Below are 26,087 nucleotides of genomic sequence, written 5' to 3' on the forward strand. Positions count from 1 at the left end.
TTTACTTTAACTGGATTCGCCGGTCAATCGCAGAATAGGCGATATCCACAAGAAAATTTAATACTACAATGCCAACAGCCAGAATAAAGATAAAACATTGCAGCACCGGAGTGTCTTTTGAGATCACGGATTTCAATGCCAGATTTCCGATTCCCTGAATTGAAAAAATACTTTCTATCACAGCTGAGCCACAGAAAAAACCGATCACAATTGATACCAGACGTGTCAGCACAGGAATCAGAATATTTTTCAGACCATGACGCAAAATTACATTTACAGATGACAATCCCTTGGCTCTGCTGGCACGTATGTAATCCTGCTTCAGCACCTGTATCATATTGGTACGGATCAATCTCGTCATAATTCCAAAGAAACTGATATCCATGGCAAATGCCGCAAGAATCGGGATGCCTCCGGCATCTCCTCCGATCACGGAAATCACTTTTAGCTTTACTCCAAATATATATAGCAGCATCAGACCGATCCAGAAAGACGGCATAGATACACTGAGGGACGACAAAATGCGAATGACTTTATCCAGAACTCTGTTTTCATAAATTGCCGACAAAATTCCGAGAGGGACTGATACGATCATCAACAATAAAAACGAAGTAACTGCCAGTTTAAATGTCTGTGGAAAATATCTTTTTAATTCCTCAAAAGCCGGTTTTCTGGTAGAATATGATTTTCCAAAATCGCCATGAAGTGCCTGATCCAGCCATTTCCCGTATTGTACCAGCACCGGCTGATCCAGTCCTTCCTCATGCCGTACTTCTTCTATCTGCTCCGGTGACGGGTGCTCGTATTTTTTCTCCGCCAGAACTCTGGCCGCATCACCTGCCGATATAAAACTCAGCATAAAAATAATAAATGTAACCGCCAGAACTACCGGAATCATAAATATAAAACGCTTTGCAATTACTTTTCCCATTTTCATTTCTCCTCATTTTTCATCTGTTTATTCGGTTAAAATAAAAAAGGCTGATATGATCCAGCATCATATCAGCACAAAAAACAAACCTCCACCTCAGGCAGAGCTTATTCCTTCTGTATCCCATCCGAATCAGAATTCTTCTGTCAAAAAGGCAAGTCTCCTGACTCCAGTTCTTCCTACTTACCATCTTCCCGGATCTCTCCAGTGATATTTTGGTTTTCGTCCCTGTCACAGTAGCGGTGGCTGTTCTGGCATTTCACCAGATTCCTTATTAAGTACTTTGTACACCCTTCTGACTATTCAATTTTCATAGTTGCAACGAATAAGTATTATAATATCATACTTTTCTTTTTATATAAATAGTTTTTCTGTCAAATATGAAATATCTGAACATTTCATATTAAAACCCGGATATTTTCCGCCTATATATCATTATAGATTCCTCAAGTAAATGACATTATGTATGAACAGTGACTTCTTTATATTTCCGTATAATGATCATATAACTTACGAATAATAAAACAGCTGCGCTGCTCCATGCACAGATCTCTGCATAGTATATTCCATCTTCGCCGATCATTTTTGGCAGCAGCAGCGCAACACTGACACGCATTATAAATTCTGCAATGCCGCTGGCAAGCGGAATCAAAGTATTACCCAGGCCCTGGATAGCGGAACGATACACATACAGCAGATACAGCACCCACAAAAAAACAGCCATAATAAACAAATACTTATATGCTATATCCAATACCTGTCGGGTCTGATCCGGTTCACCGGATACAAACAGGGACAGTACATTACGTCCAAACAACACCATCATACCGGAAATGAAAGCCGAAGTGAGCACTGCCATATAAGTGCCGCTGCGCACACCTTTTCGAATCCTCTGATATTTCTTTGCACCAAGATTCTGGCCTACATAGGTTGTAATAGCATATCCATATGAAACGGCAGCCATCTCCAAAACCCCATACAGCTTGTTCGATGCCGTAAATCCCGCCACAAACAGAAAACCAAATCCATTGATCACATACTGTACCACAAGTCCTCCCACGGAGATGATCACATTCTGTATCGCAAGAGGAACTCCCAGTTCCAAAAGCCGCAGGCTCATAGAGGGCTGCCTGTAAAAGTCCTTCTTTTCCAGGCGGATATCCGGGATTTTACGTAATACGATCAAACAGTACAAGGCTGAAAATCCCTGTGCGATAACGGTTGCCACTGCTGCTCCGGCTATACCCCAGCCAAAAACCGCCACAAATAACAGATCCAGTCCCACATTGATCACTGCTGCCACTGTCATTGCGATCAACGGAGATCTGCTGTTTCCAAGTGCCCGAAGGATCGCTGCAAATATATTATAAGCAGCTATGATCGGGATTCCTGCAAAGATCAGCCGCAAATATAGCATTGTCAGATCAATGACATTATCCGGTGTCTGTAAAAATAAAAGAACATGATAAACTGTACCTTCACTTACTGCGAGTACGACCACAGACAGTAATGCTGTCATGATATAGCTTTTCGCCACTGCGCATTTCAGATTTTCTTTTTCCCTTGCTCCATAATATTGAGATACAAGAATAGAAAAACCCTGTGTGATACCTGTCATGATCCCCAACACCAGCCATACCAGCCAATCTCCGGCACCTACTGCCGCCAGTGCTTCAACTCCTACCACTTGTCCGACGATCATGGTGTCTGCCATTGTATAAAACTGCTGAAAAATATTTCCAAGCATCATTGGTATGGCAAAAGTTATGATCAGTTTTCCGGGGGATCCGGCAGTCATATCTTTTTCATTGGTTCCCATAAGAATCTCCTTTTCTTTTCATCCTTATCCGCTATTTTACAAGGGACTCTTACGAAACACAATCCTATTTTTTCACAAAGTTTTATAATATTTTTGGTAGCTATTACATCCATATAATCATTATTTTTAATGGAGCATTTTTACCACGCTTATCTTAAAACTCTTTCTTCTTCATAGCACTCATACTATACTTATACGAAGCAAACCATATAAGCAGACTTAGCACAATGAGGGCAATCCCGATTTCAAAATCCCCTATCCCCCCTATCATATGCAGAATACTTTCTTTTAATCCCAAGTTAGTCTTCACAAAAGATCTAATTGTATAACAAATCGCAAAAATAATTAAAATTGCGATTGGCAGCACAATTCGCCCTTTCTCTCCTTCAAACCTTATCCTGATCGCGATCATGATTCCCGCAATTGCCTGAAACACAAAAAATGTGATCAACTCCATTGCCAGCATTTCCAGATCAAACACCTCTTCAGGATTTATGAGTACCATAATTCCTGCACAGATCATTCCAATGCACCATCCACATGCTGTCATGATAAAGGAAAAAATATATTTTTCTCTGACATATATTTTTTTATTTACGGGTAAAGAAAATAAATATGTGTAGCCATGGCCATTTTCATCATAACTGATCGTATTACCTGAATATATTGCCAGAACAGATGGGATATACATTGCAATGAAAGCAGCTGCCGTTTTTCCTGTAAGTATAAAAAACAATGCTACAAACACTAACACCAAAAAAAGATTACCACCCTGTCGAAAAAACAATCGAAAATCCTTTTCCAAAAGCCCTCTGATTCCTTTCATCATCTTTCGCCCCCTGTCAACATCAGGATCACCTGATCGAGTGATCCGCTCTCTACTACGATTTCCGGATAATTTTCTATATAATACTGCTTCTCGTTCGTCAGACAGGCAACTCCAAAAAACTCTTTTTTCTCTTTCAAAAGATACCTTTTATCCACTGCCTGATATTGTTCCTCACTGACCTTCAACACTGCATATTTTTCAAGAATCGTATCCATCGCTTCATGAAATATGATCTTTCCTTTATGTATCACATAAATGTCATCACACAGATGTTCTAAGTCCGAAGAAATATGTGAACTGATCAGGATACTTCTCTCCGGTTCTTCTTCCATATACTCTCTTAAAATATCCAGCATCCTTTCCCTCGCTCCGACATCAAGCCCTGCTGTCGGCTCATCCAGCATCAGGAATTCTGCCTGATGTGTCAATGCAATGATCAGATTCAGCTTTGCTTTCATTCCTGTTGAGTACTCTTTTATAAATTTATCCAACGGAATCTGATATTCTTCACACATCTGATGAAATTTTTCTGCTTCAAACTTTGGATACAATTTGGCAAGGACTGCCTCAACATCTTTCCCTTTCAAGTATCCACTGAATCCGGTTTCTGCCAGGACAACTCCCAGCTCTTCTTTCTCTTTTTCACTTAACTCTTCCGGTATTTTTCCCAGGATCTTTATCTCACCGGCATCATAAGAAATGAGTCCGAGCACTGCCTTGAACAAAGTACTCTTACCGGCTCCGTTCTCTCCAACCAGACCAGTGATTCTTCCTTTTTCTACATTTAACGAACAGTCTAACTGAAATTCACCGTAGCTTTTCTTTACTCCTTTAATCTCCAACATAATCATTCATCCTCCATGATGAGTTCAAACAACGAACGGATCTCTTCCTCTTTCATTCCGCAGCGCCTTCCCTTCTGAATTGCTGCTTCCAGATCCGCCTCAACCTCTTTCCTGCGCTCTTCTTCCATCAGCTGTGTATTCGAAGCCGCTACATATGTTCCTTTTCCATGAACTGTGACTGTCATGCCCTCTGCTTCCAGATTGTCATATGCTTTCTTCACAGTAAGTGCACTGATCTTCAGTTCCTTTGCCATTGTTCTCACGGACGGCAATATATCATTTTCTTTTAACTCTCCGGAGATGATCTGCGCCTTGATCTGCTCCATGATCTGCTCATAAATTGGTACCATCGATGTATTATTGATTATAATCTTCATATGTTTCCTCCTGTTGTAAACAGTATATAACAGTATAATACTGTTGTCAACTGTTATATACTGTTTTGCAGTAGTTGACTGCTGGGATATATTTTTTAACACGAAAAAAAGCACCTCTCAGATCAAAAAACTCTAAGAAGTGCTTTTGTTGTCATGTATATCAATAATTTAATTTTAGTACAGCTTTGCACCTGCCGGGATTTTGTCATCTACCATCAGAAGGTATGGGAAGTCTTAGACACTTACTTTTCATGATCATTAATTTTTATTTGTTACGCAAAATGAATTGACTTTATAGACCGATTAGTCTATTTTGTAAATAACTGCAACAAAATATTCTTGGAGGGATATATGACAAAAGCTCTCACTAATTATGATAAAACAAAAATTTCTACAGCACATGTTTTCCTGCAATATGATCAGGCTACAATGATACATAAATATTCATTAGATTACAATTCTGACTGGTTATATATCACTTTTATCAACCGTACCTATCGTATTAACCGAAAAACGGGAAATGTTCAGTGGTCAGATAATGATTTTGAAACAGTTCATGAAGCCAATCATAATGAAGCAATGACTATTTATGATGTTTTATGTTATTCAAAGGATAGCTGCCATCTGTCACATGAATTTGTAAATATAAACAGCCTTTCCTCTGTCCGAACAGGAAATCTCTCACCGAACAGAGGATTTTTTCAGAATACCGCTGACTTTTTTAACGGAAAAACCGTTGAATTGCGTAATGCCTGTATATCACTTTCCGGAAGGGAACTGGAAAAAGGAGATGTTGCTTTTAAATTAAATCTTTTTCCTTTTTTGCCGATTATCATTCGTTTCTGGGAGGCTGATGACGAGTTCCCGGCAAGTCTTCAGATTCTTGCGGATAGGAATACTTTAGATTACATGCATTATGAAACGCTTATGTTTGCACTTACACATCTGTTTTCCAGACTGAAGGAAGAAATGCGAATTGAAAAAGGGTGAAGAATCCAGACAACGCCTGATCGAGTGTGCTGCTGAATTTTTTTGGAAAAATGGGTATTCTGCTACTGGAATCAGCGAAATTCTCAAACAAACAGACCTTCCAAAAGGATCTTTTTATTTTTATTTCAAAAGCAAGGATGACCTGGCAACAGCGGTAACGGAATACTATCAACAAATCTTGCTGGAACAATTTCAAAATAGTTCTCAGGGAAATGACTGGGAAAGTTTTATTGAAGAAATCTTTGATTTTTTATCTGAAAGGACAAATGGACAAACATTTGCAGGCTGCCCGTATGCGGTGATGGGCATGGAAACAGCACTTGGCAAGCCTGCAGTTGCATCTGTATTTATGGAAGGACTGAAAAAATTTGAGCAGATTTTTCAGGAAGTATTGTTATACTCCGGATTGTCTCCAGATCATGCAAAAAATCTTTCTCAGCGCATGCTTTCTATCTATCAGGGATATTTTCTTCTTGGACGAATCAGCGACAATACTTCTTATTTGAAAAATGCAAGAAAAAACGTATAAAGACTCTTTCACATGCTTTGTTCGTCCTTTTCAAATATCAGAATCTTCTGCGTAACCTTTTTTGCAATCGGTAATAACGCCAAAAGTCTGTATGCAGATGAAAATAACTCCATGCCACGAAGAATATTATCATCTTTTATTTTATGATACCCTGTTGTCATATTCCCAAGGTCTTCAAAATGATCTGCACCAAAGACAAATTTTGAGCCTGTTTGCTGTATGGATTTTTCTATTCCTTCTTTCTTTATCCATGCCTTTGCCAGACATTCCATAAGAATACAGGCATTATCAAAGTTGTCCTTTATTATTTTTAATATCTTACCGTTTTCTTCTGCTGTCAGATACATTGATAATCCTTCAATGATAAAAAGCATTTTCCCCCGCACTTTTACTTCTTTTGACCATGCAGGGTCAAGTGCAGAAATTCCTATCGTAGAAACACGTCCTGATTCCTCGAAAATCTGATTGCGAATTGCTATCGTTTCTGGCAGGTCCAGATTGTACCAGGTGATTTTACCATTATCCATACGATAAAATCTCGTATCCAGACCACAGGCAATATTAACCACCGTACAATCAGGATTTTTCTCTATAAAATTCTTTACTAATTCATCAAAAACTACCGTTCTGGCAATTACCCCTTTCCCCATCGTAGAATCCCTAGCCGCTGTAGAAAAATCATAATCAATTTTGTCGACTAATTCTACCGCCTTTGCATCATAGAATTTATTATGTTTACTTTTGGAATATTGGGCTCTGGCATAAAAGCTCTGGAGCATTGTCTCAGCACTGCCACTGATAGTAGGTTTTATTCTTTCACTCATACATTTACCTTTTTTGCAATATAATTAGTTTCGACTAACTCGATTGTAACACATTTTATGAAAATAAACAATTCAAATTGACGTGTCTTGGAAACAGGCCCCATAAACTTTCTCCCCATAAACTTCTTAAACTGAAATTTAGCAATTTCTAATTTTTTTGACGTTTCGGTTCATTAAATGCCTGCCAAAGTGTTTATATAAAAATGCTTTTATCGCAGACATTTCTTGATGGTGTACTTTTAGCAAGTCATCAGGCGAATCATAGACTCCAAAATCTTGATTAATTCCTTCACTCTGAATATATGTATTATTTCTATCAAAATCTATAATTGGATTTTTGAAGTCTTTTACGGCTACACCGTAACCACAAAATGCACCTTTACAATCACTATTTTTTTCTGTAATTTTTGTAAATACTTTTTATCAAGAATAAACGCCTCTAACTCATACCATCTATCCTCAAAGTAAACTTCAACCCAACTATGAAATACATTTTGTGGTGCATTTTTATAGACAACCCCTGTCATTGCTCCCTTTTGTAATTTTTTATCAATGGTGAATCCATGTACCCTGCAAGGAATATTGCATGCCCTTAGTATTGCCATAAACAATGTTCCTTTTGTATTACATTGTCCATAACCATCTGCCAAAACCTTTGATGCAGGAACATTATCATCAATATTATATCCAAACAATATTTCATCCCTAACAAAATCATAAATCGATTTTAAGCGTTCAAATTCATTTATATTTTTCCATCTTCTTTCCCGAATTAACTGCTGTATGTTTTCGTTGGAATAATCTAACATTTTTGTTTCTTTTAAATATTTGTCCATAATGCACCTTCACAACTTCCGATTGAGATTTCACCTGTTTTAAGAGATTTAATAACTGTTATATTTTGTTATTAAATTCTCCGCAAACCATTGAAAACACTGGATTTGTCGCAGGTGAGCTTTCCCTTATTTTTTCCCTTGTGTTATATCGTCCCATCAGTGTTTATGAACTCTGATAAGGGCAAAAAAATTATATAAAACAGTATAACATAAAATAAAAGTGACATGGTGGACTGATTGAAATGCTTCTTAATTTTTGCTACTAATGATTGATTAAATGATAAGGAGATGGGATACGATGAGAACAATATTTGCAGAATACAATCCACAACGAAACAGCATTGACATTTATACAAATGTTGGCTATATGCTTCGCATTGACTGCTGGGAAGCCGAAAAGGCTTTAAAAACCACACCCGGATCAGACTGTGCATTGACTTCACTTGCAGTCGATGAACCACTTGAATATGCGAGATTATATCTTGAGGGCAATTTACAGATATGGGTAGATACAGAAGATTCATTAGAGTTATAAAATGCAAGCAGCCTGTATGCTTCATTACACACAGGCTGCTTAATCAAATTTATTATAATTGATGAAAAATCGGTTGCATTTTGTCAAAAGTACAAAACTTTTTGAAACCAAGTGCTTTTAATTCCTGTTATGATACTGAGGATATCCCAGCAATACTTGCTATCCCTGATACCTTATTCTTTCTACCAGCGTTTCCTTTTTCAGATTACTGCTTAAAACGCAGGAAAGCACAATCTGCAAAAGACCGACCAGCAAAATCATAGCAAGAATTGGTGTAATCGGAACATGATAGACATTCATTCCAAATATTCCATTATGTTTTGCATAGGAAAAAAGTGCATAGCCGAGCGGCAGACCAATGATCAAAGCTACGCATATGGTGCCAACCGTAAAAATCAGTCCCTGTAACTGCAGACATAAATTTAATTGTTTATTTGTCATACCCACAGCCTGTAATACACCATATTCCTGCTTTTTTGTCGTAATATTCATAATCATGGTGTTTGCCATATTCATAAAACCGATGAGTCCTACAACCGCCATAAACAGATAACAGCCAAGCTTCATCATGCGGGCTGCGACTTCTGCATATTGTAACTGCGCATGATAGGTATCCATTTTTATATGCGAAGTATTAGAAATCAAAGTATTCAGACTTTGTTCTACAGATGCCACATCTTTTTTATCACAGTCCACCCACAGATAGCCATAGGCTGTTCCTCTCGGATTCATGGAACGGTATACACCTTCCGGAATGACAAGATAAGTGTCCGCACTTGCAAAGGATCCTGCAATCTTTCCCTGATAGGTATAGGTTCCACTTCCATTCTCAAAGTCAAATGCAATGGATTCACCCGGAGCATATCCATCTTGTTCCATCCACGTTGACCAGCCAAAGAAAATATCACCATTCTTTACCGCCTGATCATAGTCCATAGAGCCAATATCCCCGTCCTGGCGCATAAAATCAAAATCATTTTTACTCACGATATCAGCCGGAAATCTTGTTCCGTTCAGATTTACAGAGACAATCTCTCTCGTCATGACATCTGTCACTCCTGGAATGCTTTTGATTTCTTCAATCAGCGAATCATTCAATGGATTATCCGTCAGAATCGTATCCAGATTATTCTCCGGATATTTTTCATCATACTCATCAGAATAGTCAAGCTGCAGTTCAAATTGTCCATGATTTATGTAACGACGTGCTTCATGCTCCGTGTCAATATTTCCCACATAATTAGAGATAATCACAAACAATGCGCAGGAAAGCCCCAGTGTGAGGATGGTACCAATGGTTCTTTTTGGATTACCCGTTATATTTGCCATTGCCATAGAAAACACGGTAACATTTTTTCTGCCATTTCGTTTTCCTTTTTTTTGTGTTTCTGCATTTTCTAAATACCGTGTTGCCTCGATAGGTGAAATCCGTGAAACAATTTTCATTGGTTTACGCAGTGCCAAAGCAACGGTAAGAAATGATACGAAAATACAGAGAAGCATAACAGGCAGGGAAAACAGAGGCACCTGCTGATTTTGAACTCCCATAGAGTCAGTTCCGGTTGATACAAGATTCCCCTGTTCTACCAGCCAGTTAAAACCGCATTTTGCAATCAGAAAGCCAAAAAGCAATCCAACCGGTATTGAAAAAATTGTCAAAAAAATGCCCTCTCTAAAGATCAGTTGTTTCATCTGCTTTTTTGTCGCTCCCAGAGCCTTGATTTTTCCATACTCCTGTATCTTGTTGGCAATACCGACCTGAAAAATATTATAAATGACCACAACAGAGAAAAGTACAATTGCAAGAATCAAAACCCCGCATACCGCAATCGTTTCATAACTCGGCTGCAAGACCCATTGCAAATAGAGATCATTGACTATAACGTTTTTTTCTTCGATCCCACAAGCTGCTGCAATCTGCTTTATAACCGAATCAATATTATTCATAGATACATTTGCAGAATCATTTAAAGTAAAATAAATATTATACTGCCTGTCATTCTCTGCGACGTGCTCATCATAAAACTCCTGTGACCCGAAAGCAACATAAGATGCCTCGATGGTATACTCATCCCGATCATATAGGATTCCGCTAACAACAAATTCTTCCGGCTTATATTCTGACTGCATCCCTGCGCGGTAATCCAGTGTAACCGTATCTCCGATCTTTACATCACCATACCCCATTGCACGAAAAAATGCTCTTCCTGCGGCAATTTCCTGCATTTTTTCCGGATACTTTCCTTCCTTCAACTCATATTCTTTATTATAAGGAAGCATTTTTCTTGCAGTCTCATCCATGCAGACAAACCCGCCTTTTTCATTGCCTTTTATGATACCTTCGGTGCACATAGTGCCTGTAGCATCTATTTCCGCACGGCGGTTTACTTCTTTTAACTGCGATCCGTCTGCGGAAACAAACAGACCATAATTGCTTCCATATGATCCTGCCGCCTGACTTTTCTGTAAATGAATTACCCCATTTCCCACAGTACTGATGATAACAAGCAGCATCGTGGCCAGACAGATTGCCATCATGATCAGTATACTTCTTGTCCTGTTCCTTTTGTCATTGCTATATGCAATCCTGCTTATTGTCTTCATCTGAAATCCACCACCTGTCCGTCCTCAATCACCAGAATACGGTCAGCGACCTGTGCAATTTCGTCATCATGGGTAATCATTACAATTGTCTGTCCATATTTTTTTGCTGTCATCTTAAGCAGAGCGATTACCTCATCACTGGTCTTAGAATCAAGATTGCCTGTCGGCTCATCCGCAAATATAATTTCCGGACGATTCACCAGTGCTCTTGCAATTGCTACTCTCTGCTGCTGTCCTCCGGATAACTGATTTGGCAGATTATAAATCCGGTTTTCAATCCCCAGAGTTGCAATAATATCATTTACATACGCTTCATCCACTTTTCTTCCATCCAGCCCCAGTGGCAGTACAATATTTTCCCAGACATTAACAGATGAAACCAGATTAAATGCCTGAAAAACAAATCCGATTTTTCTTCTGCGGAAAACAGCAAGGGCATCTTCCTTCATCCTGTATAAATCTTTCCCCGCTAAAGTAACTCTGCCTTTTGTCGGGGTATCAAGCCCTCCAAGCATATGAAGTAATGTACTTTTACCGGAACCTGACTTTCCAACAATTGCGACAAATTCTCCCTGCTCAATCTGAATGTCCACCTGATTTACCGCTTTGACCTGATTCTCACCTGCACCATAAAACTTACAAAGCTGCCTGGTTTCTAATATCACACTCATGTGTTGCCTCCTTTTCAATTCTGTAAAGCGTACCTTTTCAGCACACTTTCTTTGCCTGTTTATATATCATTTTTCAACCTACATGCTGATTGTAGCAATATAATCTTTCATTTCACTTTCAAAAATTGGGCAGAAATCTTACAGAATTGTAAGATTTCTGCCCAATTAAAATTTAACCAACATATGGTAATTGAATCACAAACGTGCTTCCTTTTTTCTTTTTGCCGGAGATTACCGTGATCATACCTCCGTGTTTTTCGATAATTTCTCTCGATAAAAAAAGTCCGATTCCCGTGCCACTCTCTTCCCTGACCTCCCTGGAACCTCCTCTGTAAAATCGTTGAAAAATTTTGTGATACTCATTCTGCGGAATACCGATTCCCTGATCCTCAATTTCCATTCTTACAAGATCGTTTCTTTTTTGTAACCGGATAAATATTTTTGAACCACCCGGACTGTACTTGACCGCATTATCCAGAACGTTGATAAAAGCTTCACCAAGCCACCTTTTATCCTGCACAACCATGCATGTTTCCAGCTCTTTTGCATAGTCAAAAACGAATTCAATTTCTTTCTCATCCGCTTTTGGATAAGTACGGTTCACAGCAGATATGACAGTATCCATAAGCGGAAGTTTTTTCTTATTAATCTGAATCAGTCCGGTTTCCATCTTGGATATTTCAAGAAGCGACTGCAATAATGTCTCCAGTCCATCCAGAGCACTCCGACAACGAATACGAAACTCCTCCTGTTCTGTGGCACTTAAGTCATTCTGCATCAGCACACTAAAACATGTATCCAAAGCTGCAACCGGTGTCTTTAACTGGTGAGAGATATCAGAAACCATTTCTTTCGTGCTCTCTTTTTCTTCCCGTGCTTCTTCCTTTAGCAACTGAATATGATGTCCGATTGCTTCAAGCTGGTCATTCAATTTTTCCAGTTCAGCGAGATTTTCCGTTTTCAGTAAATCATCAAATTTATTTTCACGGAATCTGATCAGAATTTCTTCTAACTGGTCTAAAATTTTCTGATGACACGCATCTTCTGTCTTCTTCCAATAAAATAAAATAATCAAAAGAAGCACGCATATCACAGTGCTTACAGCACCGGTCACCATAACCTGATGCCGGAATTGCGAATAAAACACATTCCCTTTATTTCCCCAGTATCCATATTGCTCCAATAATCGCCTTCCCTGTTCGTTGGTTTCAATATCCTTATCCTTAAGCAATTCCGAAACAGCATCCAGCCCGGAAAATTTTTCCTTTGCTGCAATTTCTGTCATAAGATTCATTTTATATTTATAATCTTCATAAAACACATACGTGGTAAAGCAATTTAATATTGCAAACAATAATATGACAGGTAATACCAAGGAGAGCACTACTGTAATCTTCTTGCGATATCTCTTTGTCACTGCCTTACCTCCTGATTCCATATATACCCAAGACCTCTGATATTCTTTATATAGACCGGTGCAGCCGGATTGTCTTCGATTTTCTCACGGAGTCTTCTGATATTGACAGCGATTGTATTTTCATCCACAAAATCCCCTTCCAGATCAAACACATTTTCCAATATTTGTGTTTTTGAAAGAATCTGTTTCGGATTCTGAAGAAAAAAAGTCAGCATTTTCAACTCCGTTTTTGTCAGACTGATTTCACGACTCTTTATCAGGACTTTCATTTCTCCTGCAATAAATACGATATCTCCCGAAATCATCTTTCCGGCTTCCGTTTTCTCCTGTCTGCGGCGGAAATGTGCTTCTATTTTCAAAAGAAGTACCGAAAGACTAAACGGCTTTGTAATATAATCATCTGCCCCTGCTTCATATCCCATGACCTGATCCATCTCCTGATCTAGTGCTGTAAGACAAATAATATATGTATTATAATTGCATCTCATCCACCTTACAAATTCCAGTCCATTCCCATCCGGAAGATTCACATCACAAATGGTAACATCCACATTATTATCACTTGCAATTCTTTTCGCTTTTTTCATTGATTCTGCTGAAAAAACCTCATATCCGGATTTTTTCAGTGAGAATGTAATTCCACGATTTAAATTTTCATCATCTTCAACCACGAGTATACCTGGCATAGCATATGCACCTCTCTTTATTAACTATATATATTTAATATCAGAGTACTGCTTCTTCAATTCTCTCATCGTTTGTATCTCCAAAAGATAAAACAATGGAACTATCGTCAGCGCTGTTATCCTCTGAAAGGAGTCGTCAAATATGCTTTTGCTTTTTCAATGCCGGAAGTGTGGCAAGTTCTTCTGTCGGAGTAAGCATTATACAGCGTCTGTTTCCAATATATGCTGTGTGAAAATCATAACTCCTTGCAATATAAACAGGCAAAGAATCCTGATGATTCACTGCTTCATATTTTATAGAAATTCCGAATACGCTTGTAAGGATATTTCTTATTCCCCTTTTAACTTAATTCCTTTCATTTTAACATACTTCCATATAATGTACAAATTGATTTCATAATTGTATGCCATGAAATATCAGCAGCGTAAGAATAATTTTTTTGATATGTTTTCCATAAATTTTCCATAACAGAACTTATTTCTATTTCATCAAATATTTCTCTTCTATCCCCAGAGTTTATCTGCTCCAATGTTCCACGTTTTCTTGCAGTTGCCACAAGTGCATTCCATAAAACTTGCTTTTTGAGTTGTTCTCCATGCAACTTTTGTAAAATATAAATATCATAAAAATCTCTCATTCGTGTATTTGTAACGTTTCGGCTAATAACAGTTTCCAGTTTTTCAGCCAATACCGTTTCCAGATTATATGCCTATACCTCGATTGTGCGATCTTCAAGCATAAGATTAAATTTGTACTTGATTTCTCTTGGTGTGATTACATCCTCCACACTGACATTAGTGCCTTTTATGGTAGCTAATAGAATTGTATACTGTTTCAGCTAATTAATGTTTGCAGATTTCAGAGAGATTGTTTCTTTTCCCGCCTTTTCTCTGATTTACATCCCCAAATAAGGGGTGACAACAGAGCGGAACCCAAATGTTAACTGGACTCTTGAAAGACCATGTTTGCAAACCAGTGATTTTGATTAGCTGTCAGCTAACAAAAATCGGATTGTGTTAGCTGGAAATGGAGCATTTTGAATGGAATTTCATGTCACGAACGTGATTAGAAAATAAGAAAAGCGTTCGTTGTCAGCTAATCCAGCTAACATTTTCGAACGCTTTGAAGCCCGTCCATAAGAGGATTTGAACCTCCGACCCCTCGCTTAGGAGAGCTCCAACCTATTGTCACTCTCTGTCAATCTGAGGTAAGGTAAACCCATATGGGACACTATTAAAAACTGTTTCCGATTCAATTTGAGTTATTCTGAATACCCCCTCTGTCAAGCTCTGTAAAGCTCTGAAAGTTAGCTGATTGTTTGCTCCAGCTAATAATTGGGGAATGCCTTGATATTACCATCGACATCTGTTATATGACCACCATGCTTCGTACGTTCGATCATGGTAAACAGTATTCAATTAAACTTCCTATCGAAAGCACAAGATATTTTCTTGTCTATAAATAATATAACGCATACGAGACGGTTTGTCCATGCGTTTTTGACTGGCAAATTTTATATTTTATTACGATATTTTTTTCAAAATCTTTTTCGCATTTGTCTTTGAAAAATCACTTAACCGATAAGATCGGACTCTTGTCTTTACAATGATTGGAATTAACAAACCATTATTTACCAGCTTTGCACATCGATTAATAATCGTTTTGTTAGTTACACCTAGCATTTTGCTGACTTCAATTGGTGTAAACTCATATAATCGCTTTTTTAACAGAAATGCTAAGAATTCTTTTTCTTTTGCATTTAAATAAGATAGACTTCCATCTAACTCGTCGTTTTCGGATGTTTTTGATAATTCATATACCTTTTTAGAATACAATTCCATCATCCGCAAAAAATAATTGATCCAAATTTCCGGATGAGGAGGGTTTTCTCTTCCTGAATAATATAACGCCGGTAACCCCATTTGCAGTGATGCATAATACTCATCTGGATCATAGGCAAAATATTCTTCCAGAGAACCTATTCCATTAAAACCATATCCATAATAATCAAGAATATAGCCTGACATTAATCTGGCGGTTCTTCCATTTCCATCTTCAAAAGGATGAATGGTAACCAATTGATAATGAACTACAGCAGCAATAATCAGCGGATGATCATCTGTAGTATTTACATATTCAACAAGTTCATCCAACAAGTCTGGAATATCAATATACTCTGGTGGAATATATTCCGCTGCGCCTGTTTCGGAATCATATACTGCGAATAACATTCCAGGTGGCATAGGGCCTCTTAAGCCTATCTTTTCTTTTGACGCACCTTTTTCAACCATTGCCTGCACTTCTAAAATCATTTCTTTTGAAAAAGCTTCTTTCTTTTTCAGTTTTTCTTCTAAAAAATTTAAAGCCAAAAAGTAATTACGAACTTCCTGTTCTGGCTTTAAAAAATGTTTGTGAGGATCACTATCAATAGCCTCATTTGCCTGTTTTTCAGTTAATGGATTTCCTTCAATCTTATTAGAAGCATAGGAACTTTTTTTCTTAGAGTTTTTTCTAAGTCTGTTTTTTATAACAGGTGGCATTTCTATCGTACTAAGAGAAAAACGCTTTTCGTCTATTTCCGATATTTTTTTTAAAATTTCATTTGTTAACGTAACCTTAATCACATGATCCACCTCCATTTCATCCATATATTATATCGTTTTATGAATTGTTTTTCCACTAAAATTACACTATTTTTTCACTATTTTTCATTACTTCATTGTCTTCGCCAGCGAATTGAGTAATGCCCGCATCTCTGGATTTGCCAACACTTTTGCCAAAAGTTCAGGATCGACTTCATCAGCAACAGTTGCATTATTATTTTCCTGCTGTACATGCATCTGTGGATCCAGATTCTTCTTCTCATAAAATGCTTCTTCAAAAAGCTCTGCATTTTTCCTTCGGTCATCATCCAGGATATGAGAGTACACATCCGTAACCATATTGACCTGAGCATGACCGGAATCACCCTGTACCGCTTTGATGTCTCCACCATTCAATTTCAGCTTATAAGTAACACTGCTATGACGGAAACTGTGAAATACAACCGGTGGGAGATTATAATCCTCGATCAGTTTCTTTAAAGGACCACGGATTGCTCCATCTCCGAGAGGAAGCCCAAAGGTACTTGCCATAACCAGGTTATAGTCCATATATTCATCACCAAGAATTTCTTTCATTTCATCTTGCTCAGCTTTCCAGTCTACCAGCATATTAGCAACACTCTTCGGTAAGAATATTTTACGCACACTGCTTTCTGTCTTCGGTGTTTTCAGAATACGGACCGTAGAATTCTTCTTATGATTTGTCGAAAATACCAACAACACATCTTTTCCATCCAATGCATTTAAAGATTCTTTTCTTATACGCTGTGATTCTTTGTTGATGAAGACATATGCACGGTTTTCTTCAATTGCCTCATGAGAAATATCTACACAATCCCAGGTAAGACCAAGCAGCTCACCAAGTCGCAGAGAACATGAGAAAGATAGATTAATTGCGAGCTTTAATCGTTCATCTTCACAGACACTGAGCGCATACATCAATGTATCCGCTGTCCAGATGTCTCTTTTTTGTGATTTATGTTTTGGTACAGTCGCATGGGTGCAAGGATTCTTCTCCATCAACTCCCATTTCACTGCCTGTTCGAAACAGTTCCTGAGCAGCTTATTAACATCCCTGACCGTACTGGACGATACAAATTCATTTCGACTGGTTTTATTTAATGGATTGATAACTGCACGTCTCTTCAAAAGACTCTGATAATATCTTTCGATGAATCGGGTATTGATCTCTGAAAGTTTCGTATCACCAATAATTGGAAGAATATAGTTATTGATAAGAGAGACATTTCCTTCATATGTAGAAAGCGCCCAGTTTTCTTTTCCATAAAGTGCAACATACTCTGTAATAAGCTCATCCAGTGTTTTGCATTTACGAACGACAAATGATCCCATCTCTTTTTTATATTCAATTTCTTTTTTTCTTCTCTTTGCTTCGGCTTTCGTTTCATAGGTTTCCCATTTCTGTTTCCTCTCACCTTTTTCATTCGTATAAGAATAGATTACATTAAATTTTCCGTTTCGTTCTCTTATTGATGCCATATTATTGCATGCTCCTTTCCAAATCTCTTTGTTCCATCCAGTCCTCAAATTCATCCCGAAGTATCCTAACTCGACTGCCAACTTTTATTACTGTGAACTTTCCTTTATCTGCCCACTTGTTGATCATGCTTCTGCTGACCTTTGCCAGATAGGAGGCTTCATCAAAAGTAAGATACTTTATATTTCCATTGCTTCCTCGTATTCCGGTTTGTGATAATTTCTTCCGCCGGAAATTAGCCAGGGCAATATTTTGTTCCTGTGCAAGTTCTTCATAATCATTCGATGGATCCAGCTTATACCGATCCTGACCTTTCAGGAATTTTTGAAAACTCTCTTTTGTGATCCTTTTCTTTTCTGCAATCACAATGAATTCAAAAAAATGACTATACTTCGGATTATCAAGAATTGTATATACTGAGCTTCTGGTTGTTCCTAGCAGCTGTGCCATCTCTGGCATCGTAATAGTTGCATCTTCCAGAAGAGCGTCCTTTTCTCTGTCTTCCTTTGTCCGATACCGGGACTGGCTTTTATACCAATTCTGAAAAGATTCTTTTGGTATACGTTTCCAGTAATCGACAATAACAGCTTCCATTTGATTTTTCTTGAGTAAATCATAAACAAGATATTCATCAACACCCAACAGATCCTCGACTTCCTTAACAGAATAGGACCAGGATTTCAATTCTTTCCCCGGTTCTTCTCCGGTAACTTTATAGTATTTAATCTGATTGGCGTACCATTTTTCAAAGCTGGCAATATTGATTCGTATCTTTCCGGCAATCTCTTTTGATTCAAAAACATTTTTATGCACCAGCCAGTATCGATCTGTCTTTTTTAATCCCAGTAGCTTTCCCATTTCCGGCACGGTCATCCAGGTCCTCTTTTGTGTTGGACGCCGTTTATAAGGACTTTCTTCTGATATCTTCGAAATGATTTCTTCAACATCGTCCGTTTCCGGAACTTCTTTTTGTTTCATAATTGCTGTTGCCATTTATTCTTCACTTCCTGTCTTTTTTAGTGTTAGTGTTTTTTCTTATATCATATCTCAAATCCAGATAAAAATTTAGGATGTCGATTGCAGACAAAATCTGCCTGATCAACACCCTGTTTTTTACTGTTCCAAGTTATCGAGCCAGTCATCGAAACTCTTCTTAGAGATGCGATACTTTCCGCCATCCAACTGGATCCACCGGAATTCCTTTTTCTTTAAAAGGTTATAAATAGTAGGTCTGCTGACTCCTAAGATTTCCTGTAACTCTTGAACTGTATAACATCTTTTTTCTGACATTTCTTTATCCTCTTTTCTTTGAAATATGAAAGAAAAATTATCCCTTCATATAACGAAACGCTCAGAGCATGTTTTACAGTGGTCAAAAGCAAATTTTTTTACTTTTTTCTTACGAGTTTTCTTTAATGCAACTCGTAACATTAGATTTTTACATTTTTCATGAAATTAAGTAAAGAAAAAGAGCATATGGAATTGAATCCATACACTCTATGATTACTGGAACTTTATTTCATTTTTAAATTCAACAAACTAGAATTTAACTCTCCCATCTTGCAATTCTGATTCCCCAAACTCGAAATTCACCATATACAAATGCATCGCCGTTTGTCAGATGATATGTTTGTGAAAATCCTAAACTTCCATAATCAGCAATTTCATCCGCAGTTTGTGTGCTTCCAAGTGTTATAAGCGGACATTTTCCTGGGTCAGTGCTTCCAATCAAACGAAATCCCTCAATAGCAACAAAAATCCCCCAACAAATAAGAATACCTAAAACTGCTTTTAAAATTTTCTTTTTCATATTCACCACCCCACAAATACCGATTTTTCGTTCTCTGCGACTTCCCAATAAACGGGAAGTTGGTTACTTCTTGTAATTCATTTTCTTACTTAATACCCCAAACAAAGCCAATAAAAATATTCCAATTCCAAGCAATACGCCAGCCACTTTCATTAATTCATTGTTTGTATACTCTGTATCCGGAAGAATCCCATACTTGTAATAAGAATAACTAACATGGTCTGTGGTATATGCAGCTATGGAATCTCCTACATTATATTCCGAATATACAAATCCCGGTACTTGCATTCGCTTGTGATAATCATTCACTTTTCCATTGTTGTAGTAGAAGAAATAATTCCGAGATATCGTATCAGCCGAAGCAGCTTCAGCCCTTTTACCTGTAATCACAATATCCTCCATATAGTAATCTTCTCCCAGTACCATCTCTTCCATTTGTGTATTAAATGCTTTAGATGTCAAAAGTATATTTATCCAGACTGTAATGAAAGCTATACTTAAAATAATGAAACAAATCCAAAACAAAATTTTCTTTTGATTTCCAGTTAATATTTCTTTTGGTTCTTGGTGCTTAACCAATTTATTACTCATTCCATAATACCTCTAAAGTACTTTTTTCTTCTTCCTTCCCTTCGTCCAAGAAGTGTATCTCACTCAAAGAACTCGGTCAATCCCGATTTGTTACTCACATGATATCATATTTTTTCTTCAATTGCATTTTCATTGAAAAAATCATTAAAACTTCCAATGTTTAATATAAATAAAGCAATATAGTTGCATCCCTACTCGTATTAAGAGCTGAAAAATAAATATAAATCCTATATTAATGAAGAAGGAATGGAAGAAAAAAGCATCTTTTGAATATAGAATACCTAATATATTTTGTACATTCAAATTATTTATTGGAAACAAATACAAAATTTTGTTACCTACCCCTGTTTTTATCATTTGCACCAGCAATAATGGTAATATATATACCCCTAATGAAACAGCTAATACTGACATAGATGAATGCATAAGAGCTGATATTAACAATGTTACACTCTCAACAAATCCAATACCAACTAATTGCATGACAAGAATTAAAAAGTATATTTGAATATGGTTATATTGCAAAGGGAAGTCAAATAATCCCAACGACAAATTTGTTTGTATGTCTGAATTCCATCCGCTCATATCATACATTGTAGAGAAAACACCTATGTTGACCAATTGAAAAATAATAAATAAACTCACTGTAATAATACTTGTCGCAATCAATTTAGCAAATATCATTTTGTTTCTTCCATATTTTGTAACTAACAGAATCTGATTGATATTTTTAGAATTATCATCTGAAAACACTATGGAAGATACCAATATTGTAATTATGGACAAAAGAGCATATATATATCCAAGTACTCGATATAAGTCTGTCCATGGAACATAATTTCCTAATGTCAAAGGAGTATCAAATTTTTTAAATCCAACCTCGTCCAATGAATATAAATCCACGTCTTCTATTGTTAATCTTTGGCCTTTATTAACCTGTTCAATCATTTCTGAATAAACATTTTCGGCATCTTTTGAAAAAAAAGTATCTCCCATTTCCCAATAAAATGGATAAAAAGGCTTATTAACAACTTTTTGCTCTTCATTCTCTTGGAAATTATTCATAGAATCAGACAGAATCATTTTAACTTTTTCATCTGTAAACTCTCCAGAATATTTTTCATCTATTATTACATCGAGGCTCTTTTCAAACCCCTTTTTCTTATTACTCGCTTCACTCATTGATAGCTGTGAATAGTGATACCCAACAAAAAAAATCCCCAGAAGGACTAAGCATCCTACAACAATCCCACCAAATACAGTTCGGTTTCTCAATATTTTCCCAAGTTCAAACTTAATTAGCGATGTCATACTCTCATTCCCCCTCTCTAAAATAAAACAAATACAAATCTTCTAAAACCGGATCAACTTGTTTCGCATTTGCAAAAGGTTTTTCCCTTGAAATAAGTCGAAGAACAACTCCGTCTTCTCCATATTTACGATTACTTACTGTATATACTTGCTCAATTCGATTTACTTCTTTTTCTGGAACCAGGCATTCCCATACACACTTGTTAATATCTTTCAACAAATATCTTATTGTGCCTGTATTTTCAATTCTACCTTTTTTTAGAATAATGATTTCATCTGCTATATATTCTATATCTGATACAATATGTGTAGACAATAATACTATTTTTTCTGATGCAAACGAACTTATCAGTTTTCTAAATTTAACTCGCTCTTTGGGATCGAGCCCTACCGTAGGTTCATCTAATATTAAAATTTCCGGATTATTAATCATTGCTTGAGCGATACCTAGTCTCTGTTTCATTCCGCCAGAATACTTTCTGATTTTTTTATTTTTCACATCATCTAAGCCAACCTGAATCAATAAATCTAAACATCTCTTTTTTGCTATTTTCCCATTTAAGCCTTTCAATGAAGCGATATACATCATAAAATTTAATCCTGTAAAATCAGGATAGTATCGAAAATCTTGTGGTAAGAATCCAAGAATCGAGCGATAATATTCTGCTTGCAGAGCAATATCTTTATGGTCATATTGTATATTTCCACAATTTGCTCTCATCAGTCCACAAATAATACGAAATAAAGTTGTTTTACCCGCCCCATTAGCACCTAATATTCCGTAAATTCCAGGAGTAAATCGATACGACACATCATCAAGCACAGTTACATTCCCATATTGTTTTGTTATATTATTAATAGTTAATTCCATACTGAAGCTACCTCCCATTTGATTATTTTAGTTTGAGAATATAAGATAATCCCTAATATTGTCGTTGTAATGAAATATGCTATTCCCCAATAAAGCATTCGGATTTCATATATTTTAAAGATATTTGCAATTAAAATAACTGCGACACAAATACTTCCCGATATACACCATAGGAAATAATTATGTAATTGCTTTCTCCATATAGTTATAAGCGAAAATAAAATAATGCAAACAATATTGTATGGAACAAGTACATAGACTAATATCTGATACAAAGGCAAAGATACTATAGATTTAGTCATAAGAGAAAGCAAAATAACAATTACCATATCAATAATGCCAAAAATCAATAATTTCATCATAATATGTTGTCGCAAATCATATTTGAATGTCTGTTCCAATTCCCACATTCCTGTAGTAAAACTTTTGAATAATTCATCTAAAAAAAATAAAGCTGAAATGAATATTACACCTGTAATGCATAACATTATTTCACTTATCGGCTGTAAATTTTTAAAATTTAATGCCATAGTTATCCCTGATAGAAAGATGAATAATTGAATTATCCAAGTATGAACATGTATGAAGCGAAAAGTTGACAGGAATAGCTCAAAGTAAGAATGTCGACTCATTCCAAGTCTAATCATTATTTCATATCCTAATTCGATGGTTTTTTCACGTCCTTCTATATCACCTTCTAATTTATAACCAGCCAATTTCGATATAATATCTTTTTTATCCATCATAAAATTCCTCTCTTTCTAAAACTTTTTCTAATTTTCTAAGGCCTTGATAAATACGTGACTGTACAGTAGATACCCCCACGCCAGTAATTGTCGCAATATCTTTTACCTTTAAATCGTGATAATACCGTAGTATCACAACCTCTCGTTGTATTTCAGGAAGTAAATCAAGTGCTTTTTGAACCGTTTCTTTTCTCTCATCATGTAATATTTCATCAATCAATGAAGTGTCTAAATCAGTTGTAAAATTATCTGTGAGTTCTATTTGCTCAATATGTCTTTTTTTCAAATAATTATTGCAAGTATTGACAGCCATAGTGTATAGATAATTTTGAAATTTTCCTATGAATCGGTATCTAGGTAAACTTTCTACCAATTTTAAAAAAATATCCTGTGTTAAATCAGAAGCTATATCGCAGTCTCCATAACATCTGCGAACACAATAAAAATACACACTATCATAATATTTATGTACTAAAATATCCCATGCATCAGGATCTCCCATCTTAATTTTGTTTATTATCATCCAGTCTTGTATCATATCCATCACTTTTCTCTTAATTATTCTTCTCTATATATAAACAACTAACCTTAACAAATCATTTAAAAACACAAAAACTTTTTATATTTTTTTACAATATGATAAACTATTCTTCCCCTCATGAGCAAGGGATTAGGAGTTCCCTGTGGCGGTTAGTATGCAGTAGTTCGATTATCCTGTAAGCGTGAGTTTTCCAAACTTATCGGATTCTTGGTAGTTGCCTTAGTAGCCGTTGGTCTTGTATTCAATGCGTCCGGCGTAAAAGATGTATTGTTACAGTTATTCAATAAGATTATTGGAGCATAAAATTAGTATTGCTATTGTGCGGACATTTGCATATAATAAAGATAGATGGAAATACTACTCACGAAAGGAGATGTTTTATATGGCTACAAAATCAGCAAATTTATATGCAAGGATTGAACCAGATGTCAAAGAAAAAGCAGAAAGTATCCTGTCTACACTTGGTATCCCTGCTTCCAGTGCTATCAATATGTTTTATAAACAGATTATCTTACAGAGAGGACTTCCGTTTGAAGTAAAAATACCATCTGACAGACCTGTTGATATCAGCACATTATCAGAAGCAGAGTTCAATGAAGAATTGGAGAAAGGATATGCGGATATGCAGGCTGGACGGACAAAAAATGCGAAGAAAGCATTTGCTGACATTCGCAAGGATTATGGCTTATGATATATGAAGTAGAATTATCCGAACAGGCTGACAGTGATTTGAGAGGGATTTTTGAATATATTTCTTTTGAATTACAATCGCCGGAAAATGCAAGCGGACAGCTTGACCGTCTGGAAGAACAGATATTAAGTTTGGATACGATGCCGGAGCGTTATCGAAAATATGAAAAAGAACCGTGGAAAAGTCGTGGACTTCGTGTATTACCAGTAGACAATTATGTGGTACTTTATATTCCAGACAGCGATAAAAAAGTTGTAACAATACTTAGAGTAATGTATGCCGGACGGGACATAGACAATCAGTTAAATCTCCACACAAAGCAATAAAGGATATGATTTAAAGCAGCCTTTCATTTATGATCGACTGCTTTTTTCATGCAAATTCCGGCTCATCTGACCACGCATTCCGCTAAGAGCTGATCAGTCTTTCCGGATGTAACTGAACGCGTTTCCGCTTCAGCTGATCAATAAGGTTTCAACGTGTTATAGTTCTTTCGTAGTCATCAAATGATTGCGAAAGGAGGCATAACTATGCAAGACTACAACACGATTATCGGCTCCATCCAGATGCGTTTGAATGGATGCCAGACCAGGTCCGTTATGGACCGTTACAAGATTGGCTCAGGTACATTAAATCTGATCATGAGCCGATACCATGCCAACGGAATCCCAATCGAGGAACTCCGAATGATGGCACCTAAGGAAGTTGAGAACCTTTTCTATCCGCAGAAAAATCTACAGAGGAAAGATGTCCCACTTCCAGATTTCCAGTATTACTATGACAGAATCCATGCACCAGGGAGCCGCATGAACATTTCGTTCTGTTGGCTGGATTATAAAGAAAAGAATCCTGATGGTTATGAGAAATCACAGTTTTACGAATACTTCAACCGATTCATAGCAGAAAACTATGGTGGCCAGAAGGTATCAATGGCCGTAAACCGAATCCCGGGTGAAAAGATGTATATCGACTGGGTCGGTGATCAGCCGGAACTGTTAACAGATACCGAAACGGGCGAGATCAAAAAAGTCCATATCTTTGCGACCACTCTTGGAGTCAGCAGTCTGATCTATGCAGAAGCTTTTCCAAATGAGAAGCTCCCATGTTTTATAGAAGGCTGTGCCCATGCTGTTTCATTTTATGGTGCTGTTACGAAATACTTTGTGCCCGATAACCTGCGAACTGCTGTAACCAAGCACACAAAGGATGAACTTATCCTGCAGTCTACCTTTGCAGATCTGGAAGATTTCTATGAAACTATAGTTCTTCCACCACCCGCTAGAAAGCCGAAAGGCAAGCCTACAGTTGAAAATCATGTACGTTATCTTGAAATACACCTGGTTGAGAAACTGAAAGAAAAGATATATGTATCATTTGAAGACCTAAATGCTGAAATCAAAAAAATAGTAGCAGTCCTCAATAAACGATCTTTTCAAGGCAAGGACTTCTCAAGACAGGATGCTTTCGAAAAGTATGACAAACCATGTATGAAACCACTGCCAGGCGGATGTTACACGGCTTGCGACTATAA

General features: G+C 36.9%; 28 protein-coding genes and 1 riboswitch. Of the genes, 6 read left to right on the forward strand and 22 right to left on the reverse strand.

The window, feature by feature from the left end:
• Position 1: 1 nt before the first annotated feature.
• The 5 genes from DWX61_RS16680 to DWX61_RS16700 form a co-directional block, all read right to left on the reverse strand.
• Positions 2-931, reverse strand: coding sequence for an ABC transporter permease (locus DWX61_RS16680; protein ID WP_118626465.1), 930 nt, complete (start codon positions 929-931; stop codon positions 2-4).
• A 136-nt stretch (positions 932-1,067) separates the two neighbouring features.
• Positions 1,068-1,241, reverse strand: a riboswitch (cobalamin riboswitch).
• A gap of 150 nt (positions 1,242-1,391) precedes the next feature.
• Positions 1,392-2,750, reverse strand: coding sequence for an MATE family efflux transporter (locus DWX61_RS16685; protein ID WP_118626467.1), 1,359 nt, complete (start codon positions 2,748-2,750; stop codon positions 1,392-1,394).
• Between the two features lie 154 nt (positions 2,751-2,904).
• A complete protein-coding gene (locus DWX61_RS16690; RefSeq protein ID WP_092071575.1) occupies positions 2,905-3,579 on the reverse strand; it encodes an ABC-2 transporter permease in 675 nt (224 codons plus the stop codon).
• Positions 3,576-4,424: an ABC transporter ATP-binding protein gene (locus DWX61_RS16695; protein ID WP_118626469.1), complete on the reverse strand. Its 849-nt coding sequence runs from the start codon at positions 4,422-4,424 to the stop codon at positions 3,576-3,578. The genes DWX61_RS16690 and DWX61_RS16695 overlap by 4 nt, the downstream gene beginning before the upstream one ends.
• 2 nt (positions 4,425-4,426) lie before the next feature.
• On the reverse strand, positions 4,427-4,801 hold the full coding sequence (locus DWX61_RS16700) for a GntR family transcriptional regulator (RefSeq protein ID WP_015526677.1): 375 nt from the start codon (positions 4,799-4,801) through the stop codon (positions 4,427-4,429).
• Between the two features lie 351 nt (positions 4,802-5,152).
• Here DWX61_RS16700 and DWX61_RS16705 point away from each other — a divergent pair, with 351 nt between their 5' ends.
• Positions 5,153-5,791 carry a DUF3786 domain-containing protein gene (locus DWX61_RS16705; protein ID WP_118626471.1) on the forward strand — a complete coding sequence of 213 codons (639 nt, stop codon included), beginning with the start codon at positions 5,153-5,155 and terminating at the stop codon, positions 5,789-5,791.
• The gene (locus DWX61_RS16710; protein ID WP_118626473.1) at positions 5,778-6,320 is read left to right on the forward strand and encodes a TetR/AcrR family transcriptional regulator; all 543 of its coding nucleotides are present in this window, start codon (positions 5,778-5,780) and stop codon (positions 6,318-6,320) included. Before DWX61_RS16705 ends, DWX61_RS16710 begins: the two co-directional genes overlap by 14 nt.
• 8 nt (positions 6,321-6,328) lie before the next feature.
• Here the strand turns inward: DWX61_RS16710 and DWX61_RS16715 are convergent, their stop codons facing one another.
• Together DWX61_RS16715 and DWX61_RS16720 are read right to left on the reverse strand one after the other, a co-directional pair.
• Complete coding sequence (locus tag DWX61_RS16715; RefSeq protein WP_118516081.1) at positions 6,329-7,144, reverse strand: class I SAM-dependent methyltransferase; 816 nt, start codon at positions 7,142-7,144, stop codon at positions 6,329-6,331.
• 353 nt (positions 7,145-7,497) lie between these two features.
• On the reverse strand, positions 7,498-7,980 hold the full coding sequence (locus tag DWX61_RS16720; RefSeq protein ID WP_330674931.1) for a transglutaminase domain-containing protein: 483 nt from the start codon (positions 7,978-7,980) through the stop codon (positions 7,498-7,500).
• A gap of 277 nt (positions 7,981-8,257) precedes the next feature.
• Here DWX61_RS16720 and DWX61_RS16725 point away from each other — a divergent pair, with 277 nt between their 5' ends.
• Positions 8,258-8,515, forward strand: a complete 258-nt coding sequence (locus DWX61_RS16725) for a DUF6061 family protein (RefSeq protein WP_502696308.1) — start codon at positions 8,258-8,260, stop codon at positions 8,513-8,515.
• Positions 8,516-8,674: 159 nt separating this feature from the next.
• Here the strand turns inward: DWX61_RS16725 and DWX61_RS16730 are convergent, their stop codons facing one another.
• From DWX61_RS16730 to DWX61_RS16805, 15 genes are all read right to left on the reverse strand, one after another.
• Entirely contained in the window at positions 8,675-11,119 is a 2,445-nt protein-coding gene (locus tag DWX61_RS16730) for an ABC transporter permease (protein ID WP_118516082.1), read from the reverse strand.
• On the reverse strand, positions 11,116-11,790 hold the full coding sequence (locus DWX61_RS16735) for an ABC transporter ATP-binding protein (RefSeq protein ID WP_117557928.1): 675 nt from the start codon (positions 11,788-11,790) through the stop codon (positions 11,116-11,118). The genes DWX61_RS16730 and DWX61_RS16735 overlap by 4 nt, the downstream gene beginning before the upstream one ends.
• A gap of 172 nt (positions 11,791-11,962) precedes the next feature.
• Positions 11,963-13,228 (reverse strand): sensor histidine kinase, encoded by a 1,266-nt coding sequence (locus tag DWX61_RS16740; protein WP_118516084.1) that lies wholly within the window; start codon positions 13,226-13,228, stop codon positions 11,963-11,965.
• Complete coding sequence (locus DWX61_RS16745) at positions 13,204-13,893, reverse strand: response regulator transcription factor (protein WP_005427500.1); 690 nt, start codon at positions 13,891-13,893, stop codon at positions 13,204-13,206. The genes DWX61_RS16740 and DWX61_RS16745 overlap by 25 nt, the downstream gene beginning before the upstream one ends.
• Before the next feature lie 356 nt (positions 13,894-14,249).
• The gene (locus tag DWX61_RS16755) at positions 14,250-14,594 is read right to left on the reverse strand and encodes a nucleotidyl transferase AbiEii/AbiGii toxin family protein (protein ID WP_270427778.1); all 345 of its coding nucleotides are present in this window, start codon (positions 14,592-14,594) and stop codon (positions 14,250-14,252) included.
• A gap of 823 nt (positions 14,595-15,417) precedes the next feature.
• A complete protein-coding gene (locus tag DWX61_RS16760; RefSeq protein WP_195588334.1) occupies positions 15,418-16,518 on the reverse strand; it encodes a Fic family protein in 1,101 nt (366 codons plus the stop codon).
• Between the two features lie 87 nt (positions 16,519-16,605).
• Positions 16,606-17,997, reverse strand: coding sequence for a site-specific integrase (locus tag DWX61_RS16765; RefSeq protein WP_182434038.1), 1,392 nt, complete (start codon positions 17,995-17,997; stop codon positions 16,606-16,608).
• Between the two features lies 1 nt (position 17,998).
• Complete coding sequence (locus tag DWX61_RS16770; protein ID WP_118626477.1) at positions 17,999-18,988, reverse strand: helix-turn-helix domain-containing protein; 990 nt, start codon at positions 18,986-18,988, stop codon at positions 17,999-18,001.
• A gap of 120 nt (positions 18,989-19,108) precedes the next feature.
• Positions 19,109-19,285 (reverse strand): helix-turn-helix domain-containing protein, encoded by a 177-nt coding sequence (locus DWX61_RS16775; RefSeq protein ID WP_003864535.1) that lies wholly within the window; start codon positions 19,283-19,285, stop codon positions 19,109-19,111.
• Positions 19,286-19,541: 256 nt separating this feature from the next.
• On the reverse strand, positions 19,542-19,805 hold the full coding sequence (locus DWX61_RS16780; RefSeq protein ID WP_029471584.1) for a hypothetical protein: 264 nt from the start codon (positions 19,803-19,805) through the stop codon (positions 19,542-19,544).
• Between the two features lie 63 nt (positions 19,806-19,868).
• Positions 19,869-20,396 (reverse strand): hypothetical protein, encoded by a 528-nt coding sequence (locus DWX61_RS16785; RefSeq protein ID WP_029471585.1) that lies wholly within the window; start codon positions 20,394-20,396, stop codon positions 19,869-19,871.
• A gap of 144 nt (positions 20,397-20,540) precedes the next feature.
• Positions 20,541-21,707 carry an ABC transporter permease subunit gene (locus tag DWX61_RS16790; RefSeq protein ID WP_092073365.1) on the reverse strand — a complete coding sequence of 389 codons (1,167 nt, stop codon included), beginning with the start codon at positions 21,705-21,707 and terminating at the stop codon, positions 20,541-20,543.
• A 4-nt stretch (positions 21,708-21,711) separates the two neighbouring features.
• Complete coding sequence (locus DWX61_RS16795; RefSeq protein ID WP_005334760.1) at positions 21,712-22,578, reverse strand: ABC transporter ATP-binding protein; 867 nt, start codon at positions 22,576-22,578, stop codon at positions 21,712-21,714.
• Positions 22,569-23,324, reverse strand: coding sequence for a hypothetical protein (locus tag DWX61_RS16800; RefSeq protein WP_092073367.1), 756 nt, complete (start codon positions 23,322-23,324; stop codon positions 22,569-22,571). Before DWX61_RS16800 ends, DWX61_RS16795 begins: the two co-directional genes overlap by 10 nt.
• Positions 23,314-23,868: an RNA polymerase sigma factor gene (locus DWX61_RS16805; protein ID WP_005334762.1), complete on the reverse strand. Its 555-nt coding sequence runs from the start codon at positions 23,866-23,868 to the stop codon at positions 23,314-23,316. The genes DWX61_RS16800 and DWX61_RS16805 overlap by 11 nt, the downstream gene beginning before the upstream one ends.
• Positions 23,869-24,247: 379 nt before the next feature.
• On the opposite strand from DWX61_RS16805, the gene DWX61_RS16810 reads away from it, so the two are divergent.
• The 3 genes from DWX61_RS16810 to DWX61_RS19405 form a co-directional block, all read left to right on the forward strand.
• On the forward strand, positions 24,248-24,556 hold the full coding sequence (locus DWX61_RS16810; RefSeq protein ID WP_029471590.1) for a type II toxin-antitoxin system RelB/DinJ family antitoxin: 309 nt from the start codon (positions 24,248-24,250) through the stop codon (positions 24,554-24,556).
• On the forward strand, positions 24,553-24,882 hold the full coding sequence (locus DWX61_RS16815; protein WP_005334765.1) for a type II toxin-antitoxin system RelE/ParE family toxin: 330 nt from the start codon (positions 24,553-24,555) through the stop codon (positions 24,880-24,882). Before DWX61_RS16810 ends, DWX61_RS16815 begins: the two co-directional genes overlap by 4 nt.
• Before the next feature lie 204 nt (positions 24,883-25,086).
• Positions 25,087-26,087, forward strand: a 1,001-nt coding sequence (locus tag DWX61_RS19405; RefSeq protein WP_353652883.1) for a hypothetical protein, incomplete at its 3' end; no start/stop codon positions are given.

This window comes from Ruminococcus sp. AF20-12LB (assembly GCF_003478985.1).
GTDB lineage: Bacteria > Bacillota > Clostridia > Lachnospirales > Lachnospiraceae > Blautia_A.

Excerpts from the sequence above, each read along its gene's own strand:
- DWX61_RS16785 (WP_029471585.1), bottom strand. The coding sequence starts at position 20,396 with ATGAGTAATAAATTGGTTAAGCACCAAGAACCAAAAGAAATATTAACT.
- DWX61_RS16800 (WP_092073367.1), bottom strand. The coding sequence starts at position 23,324 with ATGATGGATAAAAAAGATATTATATCGAAATTGGCTGGTTATAAATTA.
- DWX61_RS16680 (WP_118626465.1), bottom strand. The coding sequence starts at position 931 with ATGGGAAAAGTAATTGCAAAGCGTTTTATATTTATGATTCCGGTAGTT.
- DWX61_RS16765 (WP_182434038.1), bottom strand. The coding sequence starts at position 17,997 with ATGGCATCAATAAGAGAACGAAACGGAAAATTTAATGTAATCTATTCT.
- DWX61_RS16790 (WP_092073365.1), bottom strand. The coding sequence starts at position 21,707 with ATGACATCGCTAATTAAGTTTGAACTTGGGAAAATATTGAGAAACCGA.
- DWX61_RS16770 (WP_118626477.1), bottom strand. The coding sequence starts at position 18,988 with ATGGCAACAGCAATTATGAAACAAAAAGAAGTTCCGGAAACGGACGAT.
- DWX61_RS16730 (WP_118516082.1), bottom strand. The coding sequence starts at position 11,119 with ATGAAGACAATAAGCAGGATTGCATATAGCAATGACAAAAGGAACAGG.
- DWX61_RS16815 (WP_005334765.1), top strand. The coding sequence starts at position 24,553 with ATGATATATGAAGTAGAATTATCCGAACAGGCTGACAGTGATTTGAGA.
- DWX61_RS16780 (WP_029471584.1), bottom strand. The coding sequence starts at position 19,805 with ATGAAAAAGAAAATTTTAAAAGCAGTTTTAGGTATTCTTATTTGTTGG.
- DWX61_RS16745 (WP_005427500.1), bottom strand. The coding sequence starts at position 13,893 with ATGCCAGGTATACTCGTGGTTGAAGATGATGAAAATTTAAATCGTGGA.
- DWX61_RS16740 (WP_118516084.1), bottom strand. The coding sequence starts at position 13,228 with ATGGAATCAGGAGGTAAGGCAGTGACAAAGAGATATCGCAAGAAGATT.
- DWX61_RS16725 (WP_502696308.1), top strand. The coding sequence starts at position 8,258 with ATGATAAGGAGATGGGATACGATGAGAACAATATTTGCAGAATACAAT.
- DWX61_RS16810 (WP_029471590.1), top strand. The coding sequence starts at position 24,248 with ATGGCTACAAAATCAGCAAATTTATATGCAAGGATTGAACCAGATGTC.
- DWX61_RS16715 (WP_118516081.1), bottom strand. The coding sequence starts at position 7,144 with ATGAGTGAAAGAATAAAACCTACTATCAGTGGCAGTGCTGAGACAATG.
- DWX61_RS16805 (WP_005334762.1), bottom strand. The coding sequence starts at position 23,868 with ATGGATATGATACAAGACTGGATGATAATAAACAAAATTAAGATGGGA.
- DWX61_RS16685 (WP_118626467.1), bottom strand. The coding sequence starts at position 2,750 with ATGGGAACCAATGAAAAAGATATGACTGCCGGATCCCCCGGAAAACTG.
- DWX61_RS16720 (WP_330674931.1), bottom strand. The coding sequence starts at position 7,980 with ATGGACAAATATTTAAAAGAAACAAAAATGTTAGATTATTCCAACGAA.
- DWX61_RS16735 (WP_117557928.1), bottom strand. The coding sequence starts at position 11,790 with ATGAGTGTGATATTAGAAACCAGGCAGCTTTGTAAGTTTTATGGTGCA.
- DWX61_RS16705 (WP_118626471.1), top strand. The coding sequence starts at position 5,153 with ATGACAAAAGCTCTCACTAATTATGATAAAACAAAAATTTCTACAGCA.
- DWX61_RS16795 (WP_005334760.1), bottom strand. The coding sequence starts at position 22,578 with ATGGAATTAACTATTAATAATATAACAAAACAATATGGGAATGTAACT.
- DWX61_RS16700 (WP_015526677.1), bottom strand. The coding sequence starts at position 4,801 with ATGAAGATTATAATCAATAATACATCGATGGTACCAATTTATGAGCAG.
- DWX61_RS16690 (WP_092071575.1), bottom strand. The coding sequence starts at position 3,579 with ATGATGAAAGGAATCAGAGGGCTTTTGGAAAAGGATTTTCGATTGTTT.
- DWX61_RS16775 (WP_003864535.1), bottom strand. The coding sequence starts at position 19,285 with ATGTCAGAAAAAAGATGTTATACAGTTCAAGAGTTACAGGAAATCTTA.
- DWX61_RS16695 (WP_118626469.1), bottom strand. The coding sequence starts at position 4,424 with ATGTTGGAGATTAAAGGAGTAAAGAAAAGCTACGGTGAATTTCAGTTA.